The organism is Paraburkholderia sp. SECH4, from assembly GCF_030511745.1.
Classification (GTDB): domain Bacteria; phylum Pseudomonadota; class Gammaproteobacteria; order Burkholderiales; family Burkholderiaceae; genus Paraburkholderia; species Paraburkholderia madseniana.
In genome coordinates, this window is the sequence record NZ_JALOCP010000048.1 from 17,328 (window position 1) to 40,106 (window position 22,779).

20 protein-coding genes are annotated in these 22,779 nt (G+C 62.2%); 17 read left to right on the top strand and 3 right to left on the bottom strand.

Annotation, left to right across the window (positions count from 1 at the left end; all coding sequences use genetic code 11):
* The first annotated feature begins 7 nt into the window (after window positions 1-7).
* The 14 genes from M0D67_RS37085 to M0D67_RS37150 all read left to right on the top strand — a co-directional run bounded on the left by M0D67_RS37085 (window position 8) and on the right by M0D67_RS37150 (window position 14,068).
* A complete protein-coding gene (locus tag M0D67_RS37085; RefSeq protein ID WP_266242173.1) occupies window positions 8-1,546 on the top strand; it encodes an efflux RND transporter periplasmic adaptor subunit in 1,539 nt (512 codons plus the stop codon).
* The gene (locus tag M0D67_RS37090; protein WP_266242175.1) at window positions 1,543-4,749 is read left to right on the top strand and encodes an efflux RND transporter permease subunit; all 3,207 of its coding nucleotides are present in this window, start codon (window positions 1,543-1,545) and stop codon (window positions 4,747-4,749) included. Before M0D67_RS37085 ends, M0D67_RS37090 begins: the two co-directional genes overlap by 4 nt.
* Window positions 4,746-5,102: a copper-binding protein gene (locus M0D67_RS37095; protein WP_266242177.1), complete on the top strand. Its 357-nt coding sequence runs from the start codon at window positions 4,746-4,748 to the stop codon at window positions 5,100-5,102. The genes M0D67_RS37090 and M0D67_RS37095 overlap by 4 nt, the downstream gene beginning before the upstream one ends.
* 88 nt (window positions 5,103-5,190) lie before the next feature.
* Complete coding sequence (gene dsbD, locus M0D67_RS37100; RefSeq protein ID WP_266242179.1) at window positions 5,191-7,065, top strand: protein-disulfide reductase DsbD; 1,875 nt, start codon at window positions 5,191-5,193, stop codon at window positions 7,063-7,065.
* A gap of 70 nt (window positions 7,066-7,135) precedes the next feature.
* Window positions 7,136-7,489 (top strand): hypothetical protein, encoded by a 354-nt coding sequence (locus M0D67_RS37105; RefSeq protein WP_266242181.1) that lies wholly within the window; start codon window positions 7,136-7,138, stop codon window positions 7,487-7,489.
* A 243-nt stretch (window positions 7,490-7,732) separates the two neighbouring features.
* Complete coding sequence (locus M0D67_RS37110; protein WP_266242183.1) at window positions 7,733-7,936, top strand: DUF2933 domain-containing protein; 204 nt, start codon at window positions 7,733-7,735, stop codon at window positions 7,934-7,936.
* Window positions 7,937-8,031: 95 nt separating this feature from the next.
* Window positions 8,032-8,604, top strand: coding sequence for a PCYCGC motif-containing (lipo)protein (locus tag M0D67_RS37115; protein WP_266242185.1), 573 nt, complete (start codon window positions 8,032-8,034; stop codon window positions 8,602-8,604).
* A gap of 62 nt (window positions 8,605-8,666) precedes the next feature.
* Window positions 8,667-8,984 carry a P-II family nitrogen regulator gene (locus M0D67_RS37120; RefSeq protein ID WP_266242187.1) on the top strand — a complete coding sequence of 106 codons (318 nt, stop codon included), beginning with the start codon at window positions 8,667-8,669 and terminating at the stop codon, window positions 8,982-8,984.
* An 84-nt stretch (window positions 8,985-9,068) separates the two neighbouring features.
* The gene (locus M0D67_RS37125; protein ID WP_266242189.1) at window positions 9,069-10,730 is read left to right on the top strand and encodes a multicopper oxidase family protein; all 1,662 of its coding nucleotides are present in this window, start codon (window positions 9,069-9,071) and stop codon (window positions 10,728-10,730) included.
* Window positions 10,731-10,808: 78 nt separating this feature from the next.
* On the top strand, window positions 10,809-11,120 hold the full coding sequence (locus tag M0D67_RS37130; protein WP_266242191.1) for a high-potential iron-sulfur protein: 312 nt from the start codon (window positions 10,809-10,811) through the stop codon (window positions 11,118-11,120).
* Between the two features lie 219 nt (window positions 11,121-11,339).
* Window positions 11,340-11,864 (top strand): TlpA disulfide reductase family protein, encoded by a 525-nt coding sequence (locus tag M0D67_RS37135; protein WP_266242193.1) that lies wholly within the window; start codon window positions 11,340-11,342, stop codon window positions 11,862-11,864.
* Between the two features lie 251 nt (window positions 11,865-12,115).
* On the top strand, window positions 12,116-12,790 hold the full coding sequence (locus M0D67_RS37140; RefSeq protein ID WP_266242195.1) for a cytochrome c family protein: 675 nt from the start codon (window positions 12,116-12,118) through the stop codon (window positions 12,788-12,790).
* A complete protein-coding gene (locus M0D67_RS37145) occupies window positions 12,787-13,413 on the top strand; it encodes a TlpA disulfide reductase family protein (RefSeq protein WP_266242197.1) in 627 nt (208 codons plus the stop codon). Before M0D67_RS37140 ends, M0D67_RS37145 begins: the two co-directional genes overlap by 4 nt.
* Window positions 13,414-13,438: 25 nt before the next feature.
* Window positions 13,439-14,068 carry an SCO family protein gene (locus M0D67_RS37150; protein WP_266242199.1) on the top strand — a complete coding sequence of 210 codons (630 nt, stop codon included), beginning with the start codon at window positions 13,439-13,441 and terminating at the stop codon, window positions 14,066-14,068.
* A 472-nt stretch (window positions 14,069-14,540) separates the two neighbouring features.
* On the opposite strand, the gene M0D67_RS37155 is transcribed toward M0D67_RS37150, so the two are convergent.
* A complete protein-coding gene (locus M0D67_RS37155; RefSeq protein ID WP_266242201.1) occupies window positions 14,541-16,229 on the bottom strand; it encodes a transposase in 1,689 nt (562 codons plus the stop codon).
* Between the two features lie 121 nt (window positions 16,230-16,350).
* Between M0D67_RS37155 and M0D67_RS37160 the strand changes: the two genes are divergently transcribed.
* Together M0D67_RS37160 and M0D67_RS37165 are read left to right on the top strand one after the other, a co-directional pair.
* The gene (locus M0D67_RS37160; RefSeq protein ID WP_266242203.1) at window positions 16,351-18,672 is read left to right on the top strand and encodes a sialidase family protein; all 2,322 of its coding nucleotides are present in this window, start codon (window positions 16,351-16,353) and stop codon (window positions 18,670-18,672) included.
* A gap of 262 nt (window positions 18,673-18,934) precedes the next feature.
* A complete protein-coding gene (locus M0D67_RS37165; RefSeq protein ID WP_266242205.1) occupies window positions 18,935-20,470 on the top strand; it encodes a sialidase family protein in 1,536 nt (511 codons plus the stop codon).
* Between the two features lie 1,017 nt (window positions 20,471-21,487).
* On the opposite strand, the gene M0D67_RS37170 is transcribed toward M0D67_RS37165, so the two are convergent.
* Both M0D67_RS37170 and M0D67_RS37175 read right to left on the bottom strand, forming a co-directional pair.
* Window positions 21,488-21,910 (bottom strand): DUF4148 domain-containing protein, encoded by a 423-nt coding sequence (locus tag M0D67_RS37170; RefSeq protein WP_266242206.1) that lies wholly within the window; start codon window positions 21,908-21,910, stop codon window positions 21,488-21,490.
* Between the two features lie 231 nt (window positions 21,911-22,141).
* Window positions 22,142-22,540, bottom strand: a complete 399-nt coding sequence (locus M0D67_RS37175) for a DUF4148 domain-containing protein (protein WP_266242207.1) — start codon at window positions 22,538-22,540, stop codon at window positions 22,142-22,144.
* On the opposite strand from M0D67_RS37175, the gene M0D67_RS37180 reads away from it, so the two are divergent.
* On the top strand, window positions 22,539-22,667 hold the full coding sequence (locus M0D67_RS37180) for a hypothetical protein (protein ID WP_266242208.1): 129 nt from the start codon (window positions 22,539-22,541) through the stop codon (window positions 22,665-22,667). The two genes, M0D67_RS37175 and M0D67_RS37180, sit on opposite strands and share 2 nt — an antisense overlap.
* Window positions 22,668-22,779 lie beyond the last annotated feature (112 nt).

Here is a 22,779-nt window from a genome sequence, read left to right on the forward strand (position 1 = left end):
GAAAGCTATGGAAAAGAAACAACTGGTGCGCGCGGTTCTGGCTGTGTTTGCCGCTGTCGTGCTCGTGGGTGCAGGTTATGTTGCAGGCACGCATGGCGAGGAGATGGGTGGCGCAAGCGCTGTCGCGGCTACACCGTCCAGCGACAAAATCGACCCGAAGACGGGGCGCAAGGTGCTGTACTGGCACGACCCGATGGTGCCGAACCAGCACTTCGACAAGCCCGGCAAATCGCCTTTCATGAACATGCAGCTCGAACCGGTCTATGCGGACGAAGGCGGTTCGAGCGGCATCAGGATCGACGCGGGGCTGCAGCAGAATCTGGGGATTCGATACGCAACGGTGCGGCGGCAGGACACGGCAGAAAGTTTCGACGCGGTGGGCACGACGCAGTTCGACGAGTCGATGGCGGACGTCGTCCAGTCGCGGGTGACGGGCTACATCGACCACCTTTACGCGAGTGCCCCGATGCAGCGTGTGGCGAAGGACGCGCCCATTGCGTCGCTCTTCGTTCCCGACTGGCTGGCGCCGCAGGAGGAATATCTGGCGCTGAAGCGCGGCGGCATGGATGACGGCATGTTGGCCGCTTCCCGTGCGCGCATGCGGGCAATGTCGATTCCGGAGGGCGTGATTGCCAGTCTCGACCGGACCGGAAAGGCACAGACACACGTCACGCTGTCCGCGCCGGAAACCGGCGTGCTGACCGAACTCAATGTGCGCGATGGCGCGATGGTGTCGCCCGGCCAGACGCTGGCCAAGGTATCCGGGCTGAGCAGACTATGGCTCATCGTCGAAGTGCCCGAGGCACTGGCCCTTCAGGTTCGGCCCGGGATGACTGTGGACGCGGTGTTTGTCGGTGACCCGACGCAACACTTCACGGGACACATTCGCGAAATCCTGCCCGGCATCAGCACGAGCAGTCGCACACTGCAGGCGCGTCTCGAAATCGACAATGCAGGGCTGAAGCTGACCCCAGGCATGCTGATGCGCACGCGTATCGGTGCAGCGAAACCTGTGTCGCGCCTTCTCGTACCTTCGGAAGCGGTGATTACTACCGGCAAGCGGTCCGTCGTGATCGCCAGGAACAGTGACGGGCGGCTGCAACCCGTTGAGGTCACGGTCGGCAACGATGCCGGCGACAACACGGAAGTGACAGGCGGCCTCGTGGAAGGTCAGCAGGTCGTCGCATCGGGCCAGTTCCTGATCGACTCCGAAGCAAGCCTGAAGTCGGTGCTGCCGAAGCTGGAAGGTGCCGCCGCGCCTGGCGCCGGCGCGTCGACAGCGGCGCCTGCCTCCAGCCCTGCTGCGACGGCTGCCCAGACCTACGAAACGACCGGCAAGGTTGAAAAGGTCACGCCTGGCGACATCACGTTCTCGCACCAACCCGTGCCGGCATTGGGCTGGGGTGCAATGACGATGACCTTTGGCAAGCCGTCGCCGACGGCTTTTCCGGACGTGAAGTCTGGCGAGGCCGTGCATTTCGTCTTCAGGCAGTCGGATGACGGATACATGTTGACGAAAGTCGAGCCAGTCGGAGGTGCCAAATGATTGCCCGCCTGATTCGCTGGTCCATCCACAACCGGTTTCTGGTGCTGCTCGCGACCTTGCTCGTCACTGCCTGGGGCGTGTATTCGTTGACGGAGACCCCGCTCGACGCGCTGCCCGACCTCTCGGACACGCAAGTCATTATCAAGGCGTCGTATCCGGGCAAGGCGCCGCAGGTCATCGAAGATCAGGTGACCTATCCGCTCACGACGACGCTGCTCGGCGTGCCGGGCGCGAAAACCATCCGCGCGTACTCGTCGTTCGGCGACGCTTTCGTCTACGTGCTGTTCGACGACAAGACGGACCAGTATTGGGCACGCTCCCGTGTGCTCGAATACCTGAACCAGGTCCAGAGCCGCCTGCCGCAGGGCGCGACCGTCTCGCTCGGGCCCGATGCAACCGGTGTGGGTTGGGTCTACGAGTACGCGCTGGTTGACCGTACCGGCAAGCACGACCTCGGACAACTGCGCGCACTGAACGACTGGTTCCTGAAGTTCGAGCTGAAGTCAGTGCCGGACGTCTCAGAGGTCGCGAGCATCGGCGGCATGGTGCGGCAATACCAGGTTGTCCTGGATCCAGACAAACTGCGAGCCTACAACCTGACGCAAGCCGCCGTCGCGGACGCGCTTGGCAAGGCGAACCAGGAGTCGGGCGGGTCGGTGGTGGAACTGGCCGAGTCTGAGTATATGGTCAGGTCGTCCGGATATCTCCGTTCACTGGATGACTTCCGCAACATCGTCCTGCGTACCAACGACACGGGCACGCCAGTCCTGCTGGGGGACGTCGCGCGCATCCAGATCGGGCCGGAGATGCGCCGCGGCATCGCCGAGCTGAATGGGGAAGGCGAAGTCGCGGGTGGCGTGATCGTGATGCGCTCAGGCAAGAATGCGCTGACGACTATCGACGCGGTGAAAGCGAAACTGGCTGACCTGAAGCGGTCATTGCCGGCCGGAGTTGAAGTCGTGACGACCTACGACCGATCGCAGCTTATCGAACGCGCGGTCGACAACCTCAAGGACAAGCTCATCGAGGAGTTCATCATCGTCGGGCTTGTCTGCGCAGTGTTCCTGTTCCACCTGCGCAGTGCGTTCGTCGCGATCCTGTCGCTTCCGTTGGGTGTGCTGGCCGCGTTCATCGTGATGCGTTATCAGGGTGTCAACGCGAACCTGATGTCGCTGGGCGGCATTGCGATTGCAATCGGCGCGATGATCGACGCGGCCATCGTGATGATTGAAAACGCTCACAAACATCTGGAAGCGTACGACCACAAGAACCCGGATACGCCAATCACGACGACACAGCGCTGGGAGCTCATCGCGACGTCCGCGGCGGAGGTGGGGCCGGCACTGTTCTTCTCGCTGCTGATCATCACGCTCTCGTTCATTCCGGTCTTTTCGCTCGAAGGTCAGGAAGGGAAGCTCTTTTCGCCGCTGGCGTTCACGAAGACGTACACGATCGCCGCTGCCGCCGGACTGTCGGTGACGCTCGTACCCGTGCTGATGGGTTATCTGATTCGGGGCCGGATTCCGCACGAGAACGCCAATCCGATCAACCGCGTACTGATCCGTCTATACCGCCCGCTGCTCGAAGCGACGCTTCGGCGGCCGTGGGTGGCGATCGGGCTGGCGGTCGTCGCGCTCGCCATCACGCTGATTCCCGTGTCGCGGCTCGGTGGCGAATTCATGCCGCCGCTCGACGAGGGTGACCTCCTGTACATGCCGACCGCGTTACCGGGCATTTCGGCAGACAAGGCGGCCGAACTGCTGCAGCAGACGGATCGCCTGATCAAGACGGTTCCGGAAGTGGCCACCGTATTCGGCAAGTCGGGCCGCGCTGACACGGCCACCGACCCTGCGCCGTTCGAGATGTTCGAGACCACCATCCAGTTCAAGCCACGTAGTGAATGGCGCCCCGGCATGACACCGGAGAAGCTGGTTGATGAACTCGATGCGCGGGTAAAAATTCCGGGCCTGTCGAACGTCTGGGTACCGCCGATCCGCAACCGGCTGGACATGCTGTCGACCGGCATCAAGACGCCTGTGGGCGTCAAGATTTCCGGCGCGGATCTTGGGCAGATCGACAGGATCGCAACGCAGGTCGAGGCTGCGGTGAAGAACGTTCCGGGCGTCACGTCGGCGCTGGCGGAAAGGCTGAATGGCGGGCACTACATCGACGTCGACATCGACAGACTGGCGGCGGCCCGCTACGGCATGTCGGTGGCCGACATCCAGTCGGTCGTGTCATCGGCGGTCGGAGGTGACAACGTCGGCGAGGTCATCGCAGGTCGCGAGCGTTTCCCAATCAATATCCGCTATCCACGCGAGGTCCGGGACTCGGTCGAGAATCTGCGTCAATTACCGGTTGTGACCGACCGGGGCGCGCAGATCACGCTGGGCGACGTCGCTGCCATCAGGATTGCCGATGGCCCACCCATGATCCGTAGCGAAAATGCGCGGCTGTCGGGCTATGTTTACGTCGACATTCGCGATACGGACCTGCAATCGGCTGTGAAGGCGATGCAGCAGGCCGTATCGCAGAACGTCGTATTGCCGCCGGGCTATTCGATCGCCTGGTCCGGCCAGTTCGAGTACCTCGAACGCGCGGCAGCCAAGTTGCGCACAGTGATTCCGGTCACGCTCGTGGTCATATTCGTGCTGCTCTTCCTGACGTTCAACTCGGCGGCCGACGCGCTCCTGCTGATGTCGACCGTGCCCTTCGCGCTGGTCGGCGGCTTCTGGCTGATCTGGATTCTCGGTCACGCCGTGTCTGTCGCAACGGCGGTGGGATTCATCGCGCTGTCAGGGGTCGCGGCCGAGTTCGGGGTCGTGATGCTGCTCTACCTGAAGGGGGCGCTCAACAGTCGGCTCGAGCGAGGTGAACCGTTTACGGAGGCGACACTCGTGGACGCTATTCGCGAGGGTGCCGTGCTGCGGGTCAGACCGAAGGCCATGACGGTTGCCGTGGTGCTGGCGGGTCTCATCCCGATCATGCTGGGCCATGGTGCCGGGTCCGAAGTCATGCAGCGCATCGCTGCGCCGATGGTGGGCGGGATGGTGACCGCGCCGCTGCTGTCGATGTTAATCATTCCGGCCGCGTGGTTTCTACTGCAACGCAGGCGCGTTATTCGTACCAGAAAAGCATCTCAATCTCATGCAGTACCTCTTGGCACGTCCGTGCCGCAAACCCTCCCTGGAGAAAGCCAATGAAGAAGTTGATTATCGTATCCGTTCTGTTCTGTACCGCTAGCGTGTTTGCCGGCACCGCGCTGGCAGCCGACGACATGGCGGGTATGAAAATGAAGACAGGTGCCATGGACACAGCTTCATCGACAGATACCGCACTCACTGACGCAGTGGTCAAGAAGGTCGACCCGTCGACCGGCATGGTGACGCTGCAGCACGGCGACCTGAAGAACATTGGCATGTCGGCCATGACGATGGCATACAAGGCCAAGGACACATCGATGGTCAAAAGGGCGAAGGAAGGCGAGAAGGTCAAGGTCCGCGTTGAAAGCGTCAATGGCACGCTGACCATCGTGAAACTGGAAAAACAGCAGTGACAGGGCGCTGACACCATTACCCCAGGCCCGTCGCGTAACGGCGGGCCTGGGGTGCGTTTTCGCTCACGTCTTGCGTAGGAGCATTGCCATGCGAATGACATCATCCAGTAGACGTCGCGGTACTCGCTGTCTCGCGGAAACGCTGAACCGGGCGTTGCGCATGGTGTTCGCTTTTCTGCTTGTGCTCGCTCCATTCGCTGCGCATGCAGTGAACGAGTCCGATCTGCTGTCGCCCCATGATGCCTTCCCACTGAAGGTCAGCCTCAGCGGGCCGCAGCAGGTGACGCTCGACTTTGGTACAAAGCCCGGGTACTACCTGTACCGCGACCGCTTCAGCTTCGCTGTGGACGGTGTGCCCGTGAAGCCGGCCGGGATGCCGGCGTCAGAATCGAAAAATGATCCAACGTTCGGGGTGGTCCAGGTCTATCACCGACCGGTGCAACTACAGCTTCCCCTTCCTCACGTCATCGCATCGGGCATCGTGCTCTCCGTCACGTCGCAGGGCTGCGCGGACCTGGGGGTGTGTTATCCGCCGCTGACGCGAACCTACCGGATCGCGGCCGACGGGACTGTCGCCGCCATCGTGCCGGACGGAACCGCAACAGCAACGGCCGGCTCCGGTGAAACCACAGTGATCGGTAAAAATCGGACGCTTACTGTTTTCGGTCTGAACCTGCGACCGGCGAACGGTCTTGGTGTACCTGAATTACTGGGCTTCCTCCTGGCCGGCCTGTTGATGGCGGGCACGGTGTGCATGTATCCGCTGATCCCGATCGTGACCGCCGTTATCGGTGGCACCCGGGACCTACCGCACAGGTGGCGTGGCTTCGCGTTGTCGTTCACCTACGTGCAAGGACTCGCGCTGACCTATGCGCTGGCAGGCACCGTTGCGGCGCTTGCCGGTATTCCGCTGGTGTCCCTGACGCAGCAACCCTGGGTACTGGCCGGCTTCGGCGTGCTCATGGTGCTATTTGCACTTGCCATGTTCGGAGTGTTCCGGCTGCAGTTACCCGCAAGCGCGCAGACTCGCCTGACCGAATGGAGCAACCGTCTGCCCGGTGGCCGGATTGTTCCGGTGTTCGTGATGGGCATGCTCTCCGCGCTGATTGTCGGGCCGTGCTCCACACCGGCACTGGCGGGCGCGCTGCTGTATATCGCCAATAGCCGTGATGTGATCGGCGGAACGCTGGCCCTGTATGTGATGGGCATCGGAATCGGTCTTCCGCTGTTGCTGGTTGGCACGTTCGGGGCGCACGTCCTGCCGAGGTCGGGCCACTGGATGGTCGCGGTTCAGAACACGCTGGGTGTCATGCTGCTGGCTGCGGCCCTGTGGTTCGTCTATTCGTTACTGCCAGACTGGCTGCTGATGGTGCTGATCGCGTTGCTGCTGGCCGGCTGCGGCATGATGCTGCGCGCCATCGACCCGTTGCCGCCAGATGCGGCTGGTGTTGTCCGGATAGGCAAGGCACTCGGCCTATTGTTGCTGGTTGCCGGAGTCGCTGAATTCATTGGTGTTGCATCGGGCAACTTCGACGTTCTGAAACCGCTCGGCGGCGTGGTGCGCGTATCGTTACCGGTGAGCGCAAACGCGGACGCAAGTGCAACGGCGCGGTTTGAAATGGTACGGACGAATGCCGAGCTCGACCAGGCGCTCAAGGCGGCGCGTGGCCAGCCAGTCATGCTGGATTTCTATGCGGACTGGTGCGTCACCTGCAAAGAACTCGAACGCTTCACCTTCGCCGACCCGCGCGTGATGAATGAATTTGCGCACTGGAAACTGCTGAAGATTGATGTGACAAAGGGCACCACCGAGGACATCCTGATGCTGCGGCACTACGGCCTGTTCGGGCCGCCAGCACTGATTTTCTATGACCGCAACGGTGAGGAGCAAGATGACGCACAACTGGTGGGGTTTGTCAGTGCCGACGCGTTCCTGACGCACCTCAAACGATGGGACCGGTAGCTCATGAAACCGCTGTTGAGACAGTCGCCGCGTCATGGCAACGTGCAGCCACAGCGCCTATACTGAACCCATGAAATTCTGGAACCGCTTCGTCGCCTGCTTCCTGATCGCGTGGTTGCCGCTGCTTGGCTACACCGCGCAGGCGGGCGCGTGTCCGGAAATGACGTCTTCGGGCATGTCGCAACCGGCAGGCGTTTCCTCCATGACAGGCATGGCGCCCGATGCGCAGAAAGCGTCCACGCATGCCAGCGGCGCCTCGTCGGTCTGTCATGGTTCTGGCGGTCTGTCATGTGGCGCGGCTATCTTGCCGGCCACGCATGCCGCGCTCGACATCCCATCGTTGCCGGTGTACCGGGCAACGATTCCGTTCCTCTTCGGGCAGTTCATCCCCGAACCGCTTCAGCCTCCCCCGCGAACCCTGTAGTCCGTCATCAACACGTCCCGGTTCCGCTGCCTGCGTGGCAGTGCGAGTGCGCGCACGTGCGCCACAGGCGGCGTTGCCCGGGAACGTACTTGCTCATACCCGTCACGCTTGCGGCGACAGGCGTGACGAGGGCGACGGACGATGTCACGTCGAGGTATGCCGACGGACCGTGCATATCGCCGTCGAAGTGATGTGGCGACATTCCGGGTTCGAAGGACACGCCATGTGTCGGGAAGACATTCTATGAAACGCAACGTGAAAGCGACGGTCACGATGGTGCTGGGTCTCGTGGTCCTGGTCGCGCTGGGATTTTGGCTGCTGCCTCAGTTCCGGGTTTCCTGGCTGAACCTCATCGTTCTCACCTGCCTGGTGGTCTGCCCGCTGTCGATGCTGTTCATGATGCGAGGCAAGCGGCCGGACAGGGATCGAGCGGACCACGAGGACTGATGTGAACGTAAGCAGGATGCATCGCATGTGCTTCTGCAGTGCGGCTACGCATGCCGCGCTGTAGCAGGCGTCTTGTGACGACGAGAGAGGCTGTAATGAAACATCGAGATCACAACCGGAAGGCGACGGGTACGCAGGGAACGGGCATACCCGCAGCAACGCACCGTCCCGACGGCAGGAGATGGCGCCTGCTGGCACTACTCATACTGGCGTTCGCCATGTTCCCCGCAGGCTTCGCCTTGCTGCCCCTCATCACGAGGCACCGGCTGCTCAGCCTTGCCACTGCGAAACCGGATTCACCTGCGGCGCCTCAGTCAAAGTGGCAGGTTGGCATGCTGCGCCCGAACGGATTGCGCATCATTCCAAGCGGACGGTCGGATGCATCTCACGTTCTTGATCCGAACCAGTTTTCCGACAAGGACATCAGGCACTCCTACTGGGTGGCGACACAGATACCCGCGGTACTGAACCAGCTCTACTGCTGGTGCGGCTGTGAAAATCGCGGCGTGCATCGCTCCAACCTGCAATGCTTCGAAGACAAGATGGCGGTCGACTGCGCGGTGTGCCAGGGGACCGCGGAAATCGCTTATCAGATGACGCAGAACGGGGTTCGGGACGCCGGGAAAATTCAGGCCGCGGTCGATGCCAAATGGGCACCTAAAGGGTGACCCCAACGCTGACCCTGGCAGCATGAATAAGGCTTCATTCATCCGCTACTCAGGAGGAGATCATGGAAATCAGATGCGTTGTCGCCATTGTCAGGTCCGACGTGCTGGAGAAGCTCGAAAAGCGGCTCGGCGCGATACACATCCACGGTGTCACGGTCTGCAAGGTCAAAGGGTTCGGCGAACACCCAAACTACTTCTCCGATGACTGGACGACTGATCACATCAAGATCGAAATCTTTGCCCAGGAAGCGAATGTCGACGCTCTGATCAGGGAGGTTACGGCCATCGCGCATACGGGCGCGGGCGGGGATGGAGTCGTCGCGGTGTTCCCGGTCGAAAGGTTCTTCCGTATCAGCACCTCGTCCGAAGCGATGCCTTGAGCCGCAGCCCGGACCCGCTGTCAATGACGAACTGGGTAGAACGTTCAATCAACGGGTCTGAAGGCCAGCGGCACGGAGAACGATATGTTACGACTGGAGGATGCAACGCGGCGTGCCTTTCTGCGCGCGTCCACTCTGTCCTGTCTTGTCGCAGCCAGTGCGTCCGGGCTACTGACGCTGCGCCCCGCGCGAGCGCAACCGGGCGTCAGGAATCCGCAGTTCGTTCCGGACCTTGAGGTCCAGTTGCGCGCCAGGGAAGACCACGTGCAGATCCTGCATGGAGAACCCACCCGCGTCTGGCGTTACGACGGCAAGGTCCTGAAGGGCGATCCGGGCGGGCTCGGTTTCCTGTCGAACGGTTACCTGCCCGTGTTGCGCGTGCAACGCGGTCAGAAAGTGAGGATTGACCTCGTCAACGAATTGCCCGAACCGACCATCATCCACTGGCACGGCCTGTACGTGCCGGCAGCCATGGATGGGCATCCGCGTAATGCTATTGCGACCGGCCAGCATTACGTCTACGAGTTTGAGGTGCTTAACCGGGCGGGGACGTACTGGTTTCATGCGCACCCGGACGGGCGTACCGGCGCGCAGATTTACTTCGGCCAGGCCGGGCTCCTGATCGTTGCAGATGACGAGGAGGCAGCCCTCGGCTTGCCCAGTGGTGCTTACGATGTACCGCTGGTGATTCAGGACCGCGTGCTGGACGGCCAGAACCAGTTCACGTACCTGCCCGACAGCGATGGCGGAATGATGGGACGCGGCATGATGGGCGGTGGCGGCATGATGGCGCAGGGGATGATGAGCGGCGGCGGGATGATGGGTCGAGGCATGATGGGTGGTGATGGCATGGGGCAGATGATGGCGCGGATGGTGGGTTTCCTGGGCGACCGGATTCTGGTCAACGGGAAACCCGATTTCGTGTTGCCGGTAGCGACCCGTGCGTATCGCCTGAGGCTGCTGAATGCCTCGAACACGCGCATCTACAAGCTGGGGTGGAGCGACCGCTCGCCTCTCGCGATTATCGGTACCGACGGTGGACTGCTGGAGAGGCCGGCGACGCGTCCGTACGTCACGCTGTCGCCCGCGGAACGCGCGGACATCTGGGTGGATTTCAGTCAGCGATCAATTGGAACTGAACTCACGCTGCAAAGCCTGGCGTTCGATGGCGAGATGGCAATGGGCGGCATGATGGGTAATGCATCACTACCGAACGGTGCGTCGTTCCCCGTCCTGAAGGTTCGGGTCGAACAGCGCATAAATACAAAGGCCGAACTTCCAAAGCGGCTCGCGTCGCTACCGGTGGCTTTGCCTCGGGACGCGATCAATGCGCGAGCTCCGAAGGTGTTCAACATCACGATGGGAATGATGGTCTGGGGGATCAACGGGCGCAGCTTCGACATGGGCAACGTGACGAAGACGGAAACCGTGAGGCGCAACAGTGCGGAACTCTGGGAATTCCGTAACGAGAAGTCGATGATGCTGATGGCTCATTCGATGCATGTCCACGGCCTGCAGTTCCGCGTGCTCGGCCGTACCGTACTGCCTGACTTCGTTTCCGCGCACCGCACCGTGGCTGCGGGACTGGTCGACGACGGGTGGAAAGACACCGTGCTGCTAATGCCTGGCGAGCGCATCCGGTTGCTGCTCCGGTTCGAGCACTATGCAGGCATGTTTCTCTACCATTGCCACATGCTGGAGCACGAGGATACCGGTTTGATGCGCAACTATCTGATCGAGACGTAACGAGGTGGCGCCCGCTATCCGCGATTGCGCTATCCGGTCGCGAAGCGAAAACAGTGAAAGGTCATCTGGAGTGAAACCATGAAATCATCCCGCCGTAGTTTCATGATCAGTGTTGTGGGCGTTGCGTCGTCGCTCGTACTGCCGCACGAGGCATGGGCCGACGCCGCGCCAGTCCTCGAGTCCGATGCGAACGCACAGGCGCTCGGGTACAGAACCGATGTCGGGAAGGTCGACCGTGCGAAGTACCCGAAGTTTCAGGCAGGGCAGGCGTGTGCGAACTGCCAGTTCTTCCAGGGCAAGGCCGGTGATGCAACGGCGCCCTGTACGATTTTTGCCGGCAAGGTGGTGAACGCGAAAGGGTGGTGCAGCGCGTACGTGAAGAAGGCGTGATGCGATTACGATCAGCAATGCGGTCTGGGCGCCGGCAGTCCCGATTGGCGGTCCAGGTGCGGGCTTGATCTCAAGTCGTGGTCGCTGCAACGCTGGCCGTGTAAACAGCAACATCGGTTGTCCGGTGACAGACTGCATTGCGCCGAGATGGTCTGCGCGGGTTGCCGGGATCTGGAGCCCGAAACGCTGACCGGTAGGTTGTTGGTTGGGAGTTTTATCATGGCAGGCCTTCGCAGGTTCAGGTTTTCAGTTAGCAGGATTCTCACGGTTCTCGCGATCGCCGTCCTTGCCGCGGCGGCGTACATGACTCTGGGCAGGACAGAAACCGTTCCCGACGCTACGTTCACGTTGATATCGGGGCAAAAGCTGAGTACCACTGACCTGCGCGGCAAGGTGTATCTGGTTCATTTCTGGGCCACGAGTTGCGCAACCTGTATCAAGGAAATGCCGCAGATGATTCAGACCTACAACCGGTTCAGGGGCGAACACTTTGACTTCGTCGCAGTGGCGATGAGCTATGACCAGCCGTTGTATGTCAGGAACTACGCAGAGACCCATCATCTGCCGTTCAGGATAGTGATGGACGCGGACGGCAGCCTTGCACAGCAGTTTCATAACGTGCAACTCACTCCGACAACGTACCTGGTCGACGGGAAAGGCAGAGTCCTCAAGCGCATTCTTGGAGAGGCCGATTTTCCCGAACTGAACCGGATGATTGGCGAAGCGCTCTCGGAGTCGAAGTAAGGAGAGCGCGCTCAAGACGTGAGGTCGGGCCGCCTGCTGGGACCTGGGCTCAAGGTTGGACGGATCTGTGTATGAGAGCCGACGGAAGGAGCGAGAACATGATACGGCCACACGCTACGATCACCGCTGCGCTGTTTGCCCTTGCGCCAGCGGTTCTGGCAGACGCAGCGGCAGCGACTCGGCACGCCATTGCGCGGCTACGCCCACATCACGGTCAACGCTTGATCTCGTGCACAAACTGGATCTGTCGAATGAAGCGGCAACCTTGCCGACGCGCGATCCTGGCCGCACTGGCCACGCTTGCCTTCGGTGCGCCAGCTCACGGCGAAGGCGACCTCGTGCGCGGTGCGCAAGCCGCCCGCGCCTGCATGGAATGTCATTCGTTTGCGCCGGGGCGGCACATGACGGGGCCGAGTCTGGCCGGTGTTTGGGGTCGCAAAGCGGGCACCGCCGCCGGTTTCGCGCGCTACTCGGATGCGCTGAAACGATCGGGTCTGGTGTGGGACGAACGGCACCTGGATGAGTGGCTCACGAAACCTGCGGCGGTGGTCCCGGGCAATGCGATGGACTTTCCCGGCATTGCCGATTCACGCACTCGGGCCGATCTGCTCGCTTACGTCAAGGCGGTGTCCAGCGGTCGCGTGTCCGCACCCGATCGGGGCCTGCCGAACTTGAAGGAGGCCGACGCGGCTTCGCAGGTCACTGCGATCCGCTACTGCGGCGATACCTACCGCCTCACTACGGCCGACGGGAAAACCCACGCCTTCTGGGAGTTCAACCTGCGATTCAAAACGGATGGCAGCGCTGAGGGGCCCCCCGCTGGCAAGCCCGTGCTCCTCGGCACCGGCATGCGTGGCGACCGTGCCGCAGTGGTCTTCTCGCGCCCCGAGGAAATCTCCGGCTTCATTCGGAGGCAGTGCGCATGAACAACGAGCCCCCCGGCCACTCCGATGCGCCAATGCCTCCAGGCGACGCCACCGCGAAACCTGGAGCCGGGCGCAACCGGCGCACAACGAGAAGAGCCTTGATAGCAGGGCTCGGAGCCGCGGGCCTGGCCGCCGGCGCGACAGCGTACTGGCGCCTCTTGTCTGGTGACATCGTAGGTGGCGTCGTGGTCCATGCGCGTGCGCGCGAATTGCCGTCGCTGCGATTCACGGATGGGAACGGCGCAGCGACGAGCCTCGCCGCATTTCGCAACCGGGTCGTGCTGCTCAACGTGTGGGCTACCTGGTGCGGTCCGTGCCGTGAGGAGATGCCAACGCTGGACCGCCTGCAGGCAGCGCTGGGAGGACCGCACTTCGAAGTCGTAGCGGTGTCCGTCGACGCGGGCGGCTTGCCGGTGGTTCAAGCATTCTTTCGCGAGACTGGCGTTAAGCACCTGCACCCGTATCTTGACACCTTCCACGACGCAGCGGCCGTGATCACGACCGGCATTCCGATCACCCTGCTGGTCGACCGTAACGGCCGCGAGGCGGGCCGCAAGCTTGGGCCCGCAACGTGGGACGACCCGCGAATGCTACAGCTGATACGACGCTACTTGCCGGCGTAGACCGTAGGAGAGGAGACGAAAGACCATGAGTAAGTTGCCGACAGATCGAAGTATGTATATCGCCCGGGGCGTCCTTTCCGTCTTACTGGCGTTGGCACTGGTCGCCTGCGACGACCACGCCGGCTCTCCATCGACACCGCCACGATTCGTGTCCTCCGACATCACCGGCGTTCGCTGGGGGCGCGATTTTCATTTGATCGATCACACTGGCAAACCGCGGAGCCTCGCCGACTTCAGGGGGAAAGTGGTGATGCTCTTCTTCGGCTACACCCATTGCCCCGACCAGTGTCCGACCACTATGGCCGAGATAGCCGGGGTTCGCGGCAAGCTGGGGGAAAACGGCCACCGGGTGCAGGGCCTCTTCGTCACCGTCGATCCCAGGCGCGACACCCCGCAGGTGCTTGCGCAATACGTTTCCGCGTTCGACCCGAGCTTTCTCGGCCTCTACGGCGACGAGAACAGCACCGCGGCCGTGGCCAGCGAGTTCAAATTCTACTACCGCGCGCAGAAGGCCGACGCGCATGGCAACTACAGCGTCGATCACGGGAGCGCGATCTATGTCTTCGATCCGACAGGCCACTTGCGTCTGTTGATGAGCCCCGGGACGAGCATCGATGCGATGGCAGCCGATGTTGGGCGTCTGCTGAAGGAGTGAACAGCGGTGATGCAAGTCATGCACATGTCTGCAGCCGCTGGCCGCGAAGCCCCTGGGTCAGCGCTGACAGCCATGTCTCGAAAACCCACGGTCGAACTGCCGTTGTCGACCCTCAGTTGATTGCCGCATGCTGGCCCGGCGCGAAACGATATACATGGTACGCGAGTACGCCCGCACCGTGCGTGATGCCTACCGACCACCGCTCCCCTATCAGGGTCGCCCGGGTCATCGAAAAATTTGCGGTGGTCGACTGCGAATCTAGCCGGGTCAGTTCGTCTTAGAGCTAACAACAACGGGGATTCGTAGTCCAATCCCTCTCTGAGTGTCGACCACGGATGCAAAACTGTTTCCCGAGGTGGATTAGAAAATAGAGAGGCTACTGCCAATGGCGTTACCTAGCCCGACTTTCGCAAAACAAGGTGTCAAATCGACGGATTATGTCCTTCACTGATGGCCAAATTTGGCTCTGAACTCATACATGAAATAATGTTGGTGCCCAGCGCTGCAGCTCGAAGACCTTCACGGCACGCCGCTGCTCGGCCGTGAGCTCCGGCGCCAGCATCGCGGTGGGCCGTCGTCCGGTTGCTCCGGTCTTCGTCCTCACCAGGGTCACCCTGATTTCGGCCAGGGCCTCCATCATCCGACGGGCCGAAGCCTCGGTGTGCAGTGCGATCTTGGCCAGGCTCACGAGCATCAGGCCGAGCACGGTCGCGAAGGTGTGCAGCCGCAGCGATCCGTCGGCCCACTGGTGCGACGGGCCCCAGGGAACCACGCCCCCTTTCTTCGCCCGGCGGAACAACTCCTCGACATTCCACTGCCCCCGGAAGGCGTGGACGATACGCCCTGTACTCCAGTTGTGCCGATCCGTACACAGCACCCGTCTGCCCAGCCGTGTCCTTTCCAGCGTGCGACGCAATGCGTCATCGACGTGCCAGTGCAAGGTCGGTGCCGACTCGCTCCCGGCGATGGTGGTCACCACGAAGCTCGCCAGATGTTCCCGAGCGAGCGCCTTCTTGACCCGCAGCTCCAGCCGACTGCGCGTGATGCGGCCTTTTTCGACCAACCCCTGCAGCGTGCTCAATTCCGCCTTCGCCTTGCGCAGCGCCACCGCGATCCCGCGCTTCTGGCCCGCCAGCAGCTCCTGGCTCTCAACCACCACGAGCGTGCGGTCCAACTCGCCAACGGTCGTTCGCATCCGCGCCGCCCGCACGTCACCGAGCTTCCCCGACAGCGGCTTCATCGCACCGCGTTGTGCCGCCATTTGCAGCGCCTCTTCCGCGGCCTTGTGCCCCAGCGGCAACGAGATGAGGCTGTAGTAGCCGGCTGCATCCAGATCGAGTTCGAGCTGCGGGCTCCAGAACCCGCCGTCTCGTACCACCGTGCGCTGCGCTCGCCGCTCGCGACCCTCGGCACTGTCCAGCGCCTCGTGCAACTGCGCCAACCCTGTCAGGCACGCCGCGAGCACCGCCTGGTCCGAGCCGTTGCCGGGATACGTCCGGTACAACAGCGGCACATGGCCCGTCTCGCTGACCAGCAAGCCCAGCCCGACCACGCGCAGGTCCCTTCTCTTGCTCTTGGCGTGTCCCCGTCGGGCCAGCTCGCCGGGCGTCTGCGTGTCGATGTGGGTGTCGAAGTTCGTCGTATCGAACGCGAGCACGTCGGCGGAGAGCCCAAAGCGCGCGACGGCAGCCTTCGCGATGGCCACCTGCGCCTGCTCCAACTGCTCATTGGTCACTTGCTGCGCGACGCGATGATAGGCCTGGCCCGTGAACGCGGAGCCGGGCAAGCACGACAGGCGCGGCAGACTCGCATCGAGAAACTCACCGAGCTCCCGCTTGGGTCCCGGTGCACAGGCGCGCTGGATCGCCACCGCCACCACCAACTCGCCCACCGACGGGCCGCCTTTGGCGCCAACCCCGCCGCAGGCCCGATCGATCTGCCCGACCAGGTCCAGTTGTTCGGCGACCCAGATCAACGCCCCGACGTCGCCGACGCTGCGCGTGCCTACCGTCTGGGTCGCACTCAGATCCGCGACTCGCGGCGGATCGACCGGTCCCAGCACGATCTGGCGTGCAACGGAGCGGCCGCGCTGGGCATCCCACACGGACTGCGCCGCGATACGGTAGCGATGACCGTTGACTTCCCGTTCGAAGATATGCATGTTCTTTCATGTAGCATCTCCGAGTCAAAGAATCAAGCGAAATTCAATATCTACGCCATATTCCGCCTCGGCCTCACCAGCGAACAATGCCGAGCTTGCGAAGGTAGGGCTAGGAGGAACGATGCTCCCGCTCATTCTTGGACCACGATACAACATCCGCGTCACCTGCGATGCCAGCCCCAGCAATGACCGAAGTGAATCGACGATAGAAGTCAATCCGACCAATCCGTACAACATGGTCGCGTCGTCCAAACGGTTCACCGACCCGCACACCTATGCGTTCTCGCTCGCCGCGTATTCGACATTCGACGCGGGTCGATCGTGGCAGGAGGCTGCGCCCCTCGGGCTCCTCGCGGGCTGGGACGGCGTTTCGGATCCGACGGTCGTCTTCGATGATGTCGGAGGCGCGTATCTCGTCGCTCTTCCGTTTCAGGGACCCGAGCCGATGGCCATCGCCGTGTACAAGTCTACGGACGGTGGTTTGACCTGGTCCGCTCCGAACCTCATTCACTCGGCGCCTGGCGATGACAAGCAGTCGGCCGCAGGCGATACCAATCCCGGCAGCCCCTATCATGGCCGTGTTTACGCTGCCTGGGACGGTCCGGGTGGACTGCTCTTCGGGCGCACGATCGACTACGGAACCAGCTGGCGTGGGACCGGAGCGAACCCGGTCGGAACGTCGCTTGCTCCGGCATCGTTCGGACCCCAGGTCGTCGTGGCCGCGGACAGTAACGTCTACATCTTCTTCATCGCCGGCGCCGACATTCAGTTCGTCAAATCCACCGATGGCGGGGATTCGTTCTCGAACCCGGCCACGGTTGCGAGCGGAATCACGGGCTTGCCCGGCCAGCTACCTGGTGGCACTTTCCGGACGCCCACGGTAGCGACGGCCTGTGTCGGCGTCAATGCGACCGACCTGGTTGTTGCCTGGGCCGACTATCGACAGGGAGTCGCCCGCATCTACTATGCGCGCTCCAACAATGGCGGAGCCGTCTGGCAGGCGGGCAGTGGCTCCGGCATGCCGCTGATGAGCGGCGGCGCTGTCTCTGCCCCTGATCAGCACGAGTTCCAGCCGCAGCTTGCCTGCACGCCACAGGGGGACGTCGGCTGCGATTTCTATCTCTTCGGGCCGAAGGGCGGCGGCACGACACCGCTGATCGACGTTGTCCTGACAGCGTCGGCCGACAACGCGGCAACCTTCGTCGATCGGGCCACGGTGACCGAGATGCCGTGGGACCCCACAGTGGATGCCGTCTGGGCGCACGGAGATCCCAACGTCACCTTCATTGGCGATTACTTCGGTCTGGCCGCGAGCCTGCTCGGGTTCTTCCCGTTCTGGATGGACACTCGCACCGGTACCCAGGAAATGTTCACTGCGCGTGTCGCGGTCCGTCCCGCGAACGTCTACATCAGGGACTCCTCGAGCGACACTGGAACTGTCCCGTCACCCGGCAATCACTGGGAGGCTCCGGATCTGATCGTGCGCCGGCAGCAGGACGGCAATGCTGTCTGGGTCGATCAGGATCTGCTGCGCGACGGTGTGACGGATCATTTCATCTACGGCAAGATCAGCAACCTCGGGCCCAATCCCGCGGAGAACGTCACGCTCGCGGTCACCGTGGGCAACTATCCCGCACTCGATGCGCTGCCCGGTCTGGAGTTTCGCTATCCGCAGGACTGGTATCCGGGCGACTGGCAGACAGCAGCGGTCCAGCAGAGGCACCTGTACCTCGGTGAGAGTGCGCCGATGAATCTGGCAGTGGGCGCCACCCGTATCTTCGGACCCATTCGCTGGCCAGCCGCCCAGATTCCTCAGGAGGGCACCTGGCACCCATGCCTCCTGGCCGAGGCGCGCGGGGACAACAACGACTCCGCAGGCGGGCTTGATGGTGCGCCCCTGCTGGTCTCGCCCGGCACGTGCGACTACGGCAGCTACTTCTGGGGCGACAACAACGTCTGTCAGCGCAACCTGTCCTATGCACATGTCTTCGCTGATGCCGAGAGCCTGATCGAGTTGCCCTTCATCATCGGCAGCCCGTACAGCCATACAAAGCTCATCGAGGTCTTCGTCCAAAAGGGCCACCGGCTCGAGGACGTTCCGATGATTCTTGAAGTGCTTCCGCCCAGGAAGGGGGAGAAGCCGCCTGTACCTGACGGGAATCACATGCACGGCGCCAAGCTTACTGGCAAGCATTGGAACCTGACCCATCGAGTGGCCGGAGTCGGCTTTGCGGTTGAACCAGGGCAGACGGTTCGCCTGAAGCTATCGGTCAAGCTTCCCACGGCATTCGATCTCGACGCGCCGACAAAGCTGACCATCTTCCAGCGCAATGACGGCCATGTCACCACCGGCAGCGCTACCCTGGAACTCGTTCGCGGCCATGCCGAGCACGCGAGCCACGAACCGAAACAACGTGCTTCTTCGGCGCGCAAAAAGGGGTGATGACGCCACGTACCATCGGCCTCCCGCTCTTACTGCGTGCACGTTACAAAATCGGCCTGCCCGCATCGTTGACTACACATGATTTTGTGAAGCACCTTTTCCCAGCTGGGTTGATCGAGCCGGGCTGTCGGGCTCCACTGGCCAGCCGTTACCGTCCGGGACCTTTTCATGGTTCTGGTCACGTCTTCGTGACCAGAACCATGAATGGAGGTTTCGCGGCGGACAATCACTCGACCTTTCGAAGAACCGATAAGGGGGGATCATGTCGAATATCCAGGTCACGCACGATTCGAGCGTGAACAACGCGAGAAGCGAAAGCAATATCGTCGTCAATCCCAATAACCCGAAACAGATCGTGGCGGGATCCAAGAAGTTCCGGGACATTCACAACTACGACTTCATTCTGGCCACCGAATACTCCACGGATGGCGGCCTCTCATGGCATGATTCTGCCGCCCTAGCGCTACCCGGCTTTACGCTTCTCACCGACCCTGCGCTTGCTTGGGACGATGTGGGAAACGTTTATCTGGTGGGTCTGTCGGGCAACAATCCGCCGACCTTCGACACTGTCGGTATCGTGATCTACCAGTCGTCGGATGGTGGACAGACCTGGAGCGCTCCGCTGCCGATCCACAACAGCGCTGGCGATGACAAGCAGTGGGCGGCAGGAGACACGAATCCGTCGAGTCCGTTTCGCGGCCGTGTCTATGCAGTCTGGGACGACGGATCCGACATGCGGTTCGCACGCACCACAGACCATGGCGCGACCTGGATCGGTGCGGGACCTGGCGTGACGCCCGCCGGCACGGTGCTCGTCAATGATTCGTTTTCACCGGACATAAGAGTCGCGGCCAACGGTGACATCTATATCGCCTGGATCGCGGGAAGCGAGATCAAGATGATCGTGTCGACGGACGGGGGCGACAGTTTTGCGCCGGCGGTATCGCCGGCCACGGGCGTGACGACGCTCAATGCCGGATTGCCGGCGCCTCATGGGTGGCCGGTGTTTCCGGGCGGAAACTTTCGCGTGCTGACGATCCCATCGGTCAGCGTCTTCGGGAGCACGGTCGCCGTGGCATGGGCCGACTTCCGCGAAGGCGTGTCCCGTATCTACTGCGCAGTGTCGCCTGACGGTGGCGCTAGCTGGCCCACCGGTCTCTCGGGAAAGCCGTTGCTGGCAGGACCGCTACCCTCGGGTTTGCAGCACTTCCACCCGCAGATCGTCACTGATCCCAACGGCGTGATCGGGTGCGCCTTCTACGAGTTCGGACCCAAGCCATCGACGCCACTCATCGATGTGATGATTGCCCAGTCGGTTGATGGCGGGATCTCGTTCGATCGTGCCACCGTGACGGACCAGCCATGGGATCCGGCCATCGACGCACCGTGGTCCCATGGAGATTCCAACGTCACCTTCATCGGTGACTACTTCGGGCTGGACGCCAGCACGCGGGGATTCTATCCGCTCTGGACGGACACCCGGACTGGTATCCAGGAACTCTGGACCGACATCGTGCCGGCCCGTGTACAGGTCAGGATTCCACCCGGCCTGTATGGGCAGGTCGCCCAGATTCTGGACGGCATCATTCAGGACGGCGGTGGCGACGAGATCGTGGGCGGGCATATCGTACATATTCCGCCCTGGGGACCCGAACTGGATATTCTGCTGGGTGTCGCGATCCAGCGGATCGCCACGCTTGTCGCCAGTCCCGGGGGTATCGGCATTCAGAGAGCAGCCATGGCCATGGTGGCGCATGTAGCTCAACAGGAAGTCAAGCGTCTTGAAGGCAAAGGATAGGCGACCAGCGCGAAGTGTGAAGATTCGCCAACGTGCTGACGTCTGTCGTCACGGCGGCTGCATATCGGCGTCCGCATTTTCGCGCGATGCAAGACTACCTCGGATAGACGTGCGCAGCTGTGCGTCAGCGTGAGCGGCGTGCACGATCCACCGTATCGACGGCGGTGGATCGCGTTGCGTTGGTGGCGGTGCGCTTCAGATCTGACAGGCGCGATCGAGTCGGCCCGTTTGTGCAGGCGCGAGCCAGCCGTGCGGATCCGTGAACAAGCGCGCACGAAAAGGATAGGGAGCAACGGCCAACATTCAGGTGACTCTCGGCGCCAGTCGGAGCGACGCAAGAAGTGAAAGCAGTATCACCATCAACCCCAACAATCCGCTGCAGTTGGTTGCAGCGTCTAGAAAGTGCAAAGACATCGCCGCCTATGAGTTCACCTCAGCGACGGTCTACTCCACCGACGCCGGGGTCACGTGACACGATTCGGAGAATCTGGCAACGCCTGGCTGGACTGGCGTTTCCGATCCGGTGCGTGCGCGGGACTATACCTTGAGTCAGACGCCTTTGCCGCGATGAACCATGACATTGAGATGTTCGGTAATGCAGCGTTCAGCAATCGTCGACTTTACTCGGAGTGGGTCGCATTCAGTTGGACGCGATCGGCTTCTGGTACGCGTGTAACAAGTCGTCCGCGGTAGCCATCGAACCGCACCTAGTGCGGCCAAAGCGCGGCTGGGTGCGATGACCGCATCTCGTTCGCGAATCGGCATCTCGCTCCTGAGGGGAACGTCACGATCATTCGTGTTTCTCAATCCGGAGTGTGCAACGCCACTCGTCGCCGGAATGCTCCGACTCACGCATACGGTGAAGAGTAAACATGTCGATTTGCACCCGCGACGAAGCACCAGCTTTCACGGTAGAACGCAGCTGGAACAATGTGCTGATCGTTACGTTTGCCACATGATCGACCTCGCGAAGAGACGTTCTGGCGGCTACTAATCTCTCGCGAGCCGGACGCGCCTTTATTGTCCTGAAGCGTTCAGCTGTCCCCTCGCTCGCCACCATTTTTCCGCCTGCTGGAATTGCATCCGGTTGCGCGCCATCAAGTCCGGGCTGGCCGGGTAGCGAACGTTCCCAATCGGTATTGAGCCCGCTTCTTCCGCTTGCAGCAATTCCGTGCGGACCTGTTCCCGCGTTTTGCCATGAGCGGCTGCCCCTGCGCTGACGACCGTCCCGGTGTCTTGCGCGGGGTTGGCAGCTACCGTCGGCTCAGATGCGCGGGTGACCTCAACCTCTGCCAGTAACGGAGCAGACGTGGACGCCGCGTTGACATACGGATGCCAGTCCGGTTGTGGGAGACGGGGAGGAGTGGCAATGGCGGATACGGACGCTGACAGCAGTAGCGTCGCGAAGACTGAACGATTGAGCAAGGTAGTGAGTTTCATGGTTGGTTCCTTGAATGTCTGAAAGACGTCGCGCGTTAATACGCCGCGACGGCGATGCGCGGTCCTCTCGTGAAGGCACGTGCCGGCGCGGACCTTCGCGCCCGGACAAGTTGTGGCGACCGCGCGACTTACGGGTCGTCGACATGCGTCGACCCGGAGCGCCGCCGACTCTCCGACCGTGCGAACGGCCGCGTTCATCGGCTCAGCTCCGGGGTCATGACAGTGCGCCCGTTACTGGTCCGAAGCGGTGAGCTGTCCGCCCGCCTTCCACGCCTGCTCGATCTGCTGGAATCGCACGCGGTTGCGAGCGACCGTCTCGGCGCTGGGCGGGTAGTCGTTCCTGCGAACGGGCACAAGGCCAGCTTCTTCGGCCTGCAGTAACTCCGCGCGGACCTGCGCCCGGGTCTTGCCGTGGGTGACTTGGTCATCGGCGACGGGTGCGGTATCCGCCGCGAGCGGGACGGCCCGCTCGGTGTTCGCCGAAACGTGCTCGACGCGCGAAGCAGGTGACGAATAGGGGGTGGGGCCGGAGCCACGGGGGCCACCGCCACCACCGGCAAAGGCCGTAACGGAGGCAGAAAGGAGCAATGTCGCGAGGACCGTGCGGTTCAGCAGGATAGTAACTTTCATGATCGATTCCATCAGAAGTAAGGAAAACAGCGTCATGCGCGGATGCGCAGTGACGGAAATCAACGGCGAGAAATGCCTGGAAACGGGCGCGCACAGCCGGGCCTGCAGGCCTTTCCGCCAGGGCTAAACAAACACTGCGATCACCCGGTTTCAGGAGAGCCCGGAGCGTCGACCCGGATCGTGCGAAGGGCGCGATTTCGCACCGACGCGATCGCCAGAGCGATGTCTGGTTCGCCAGA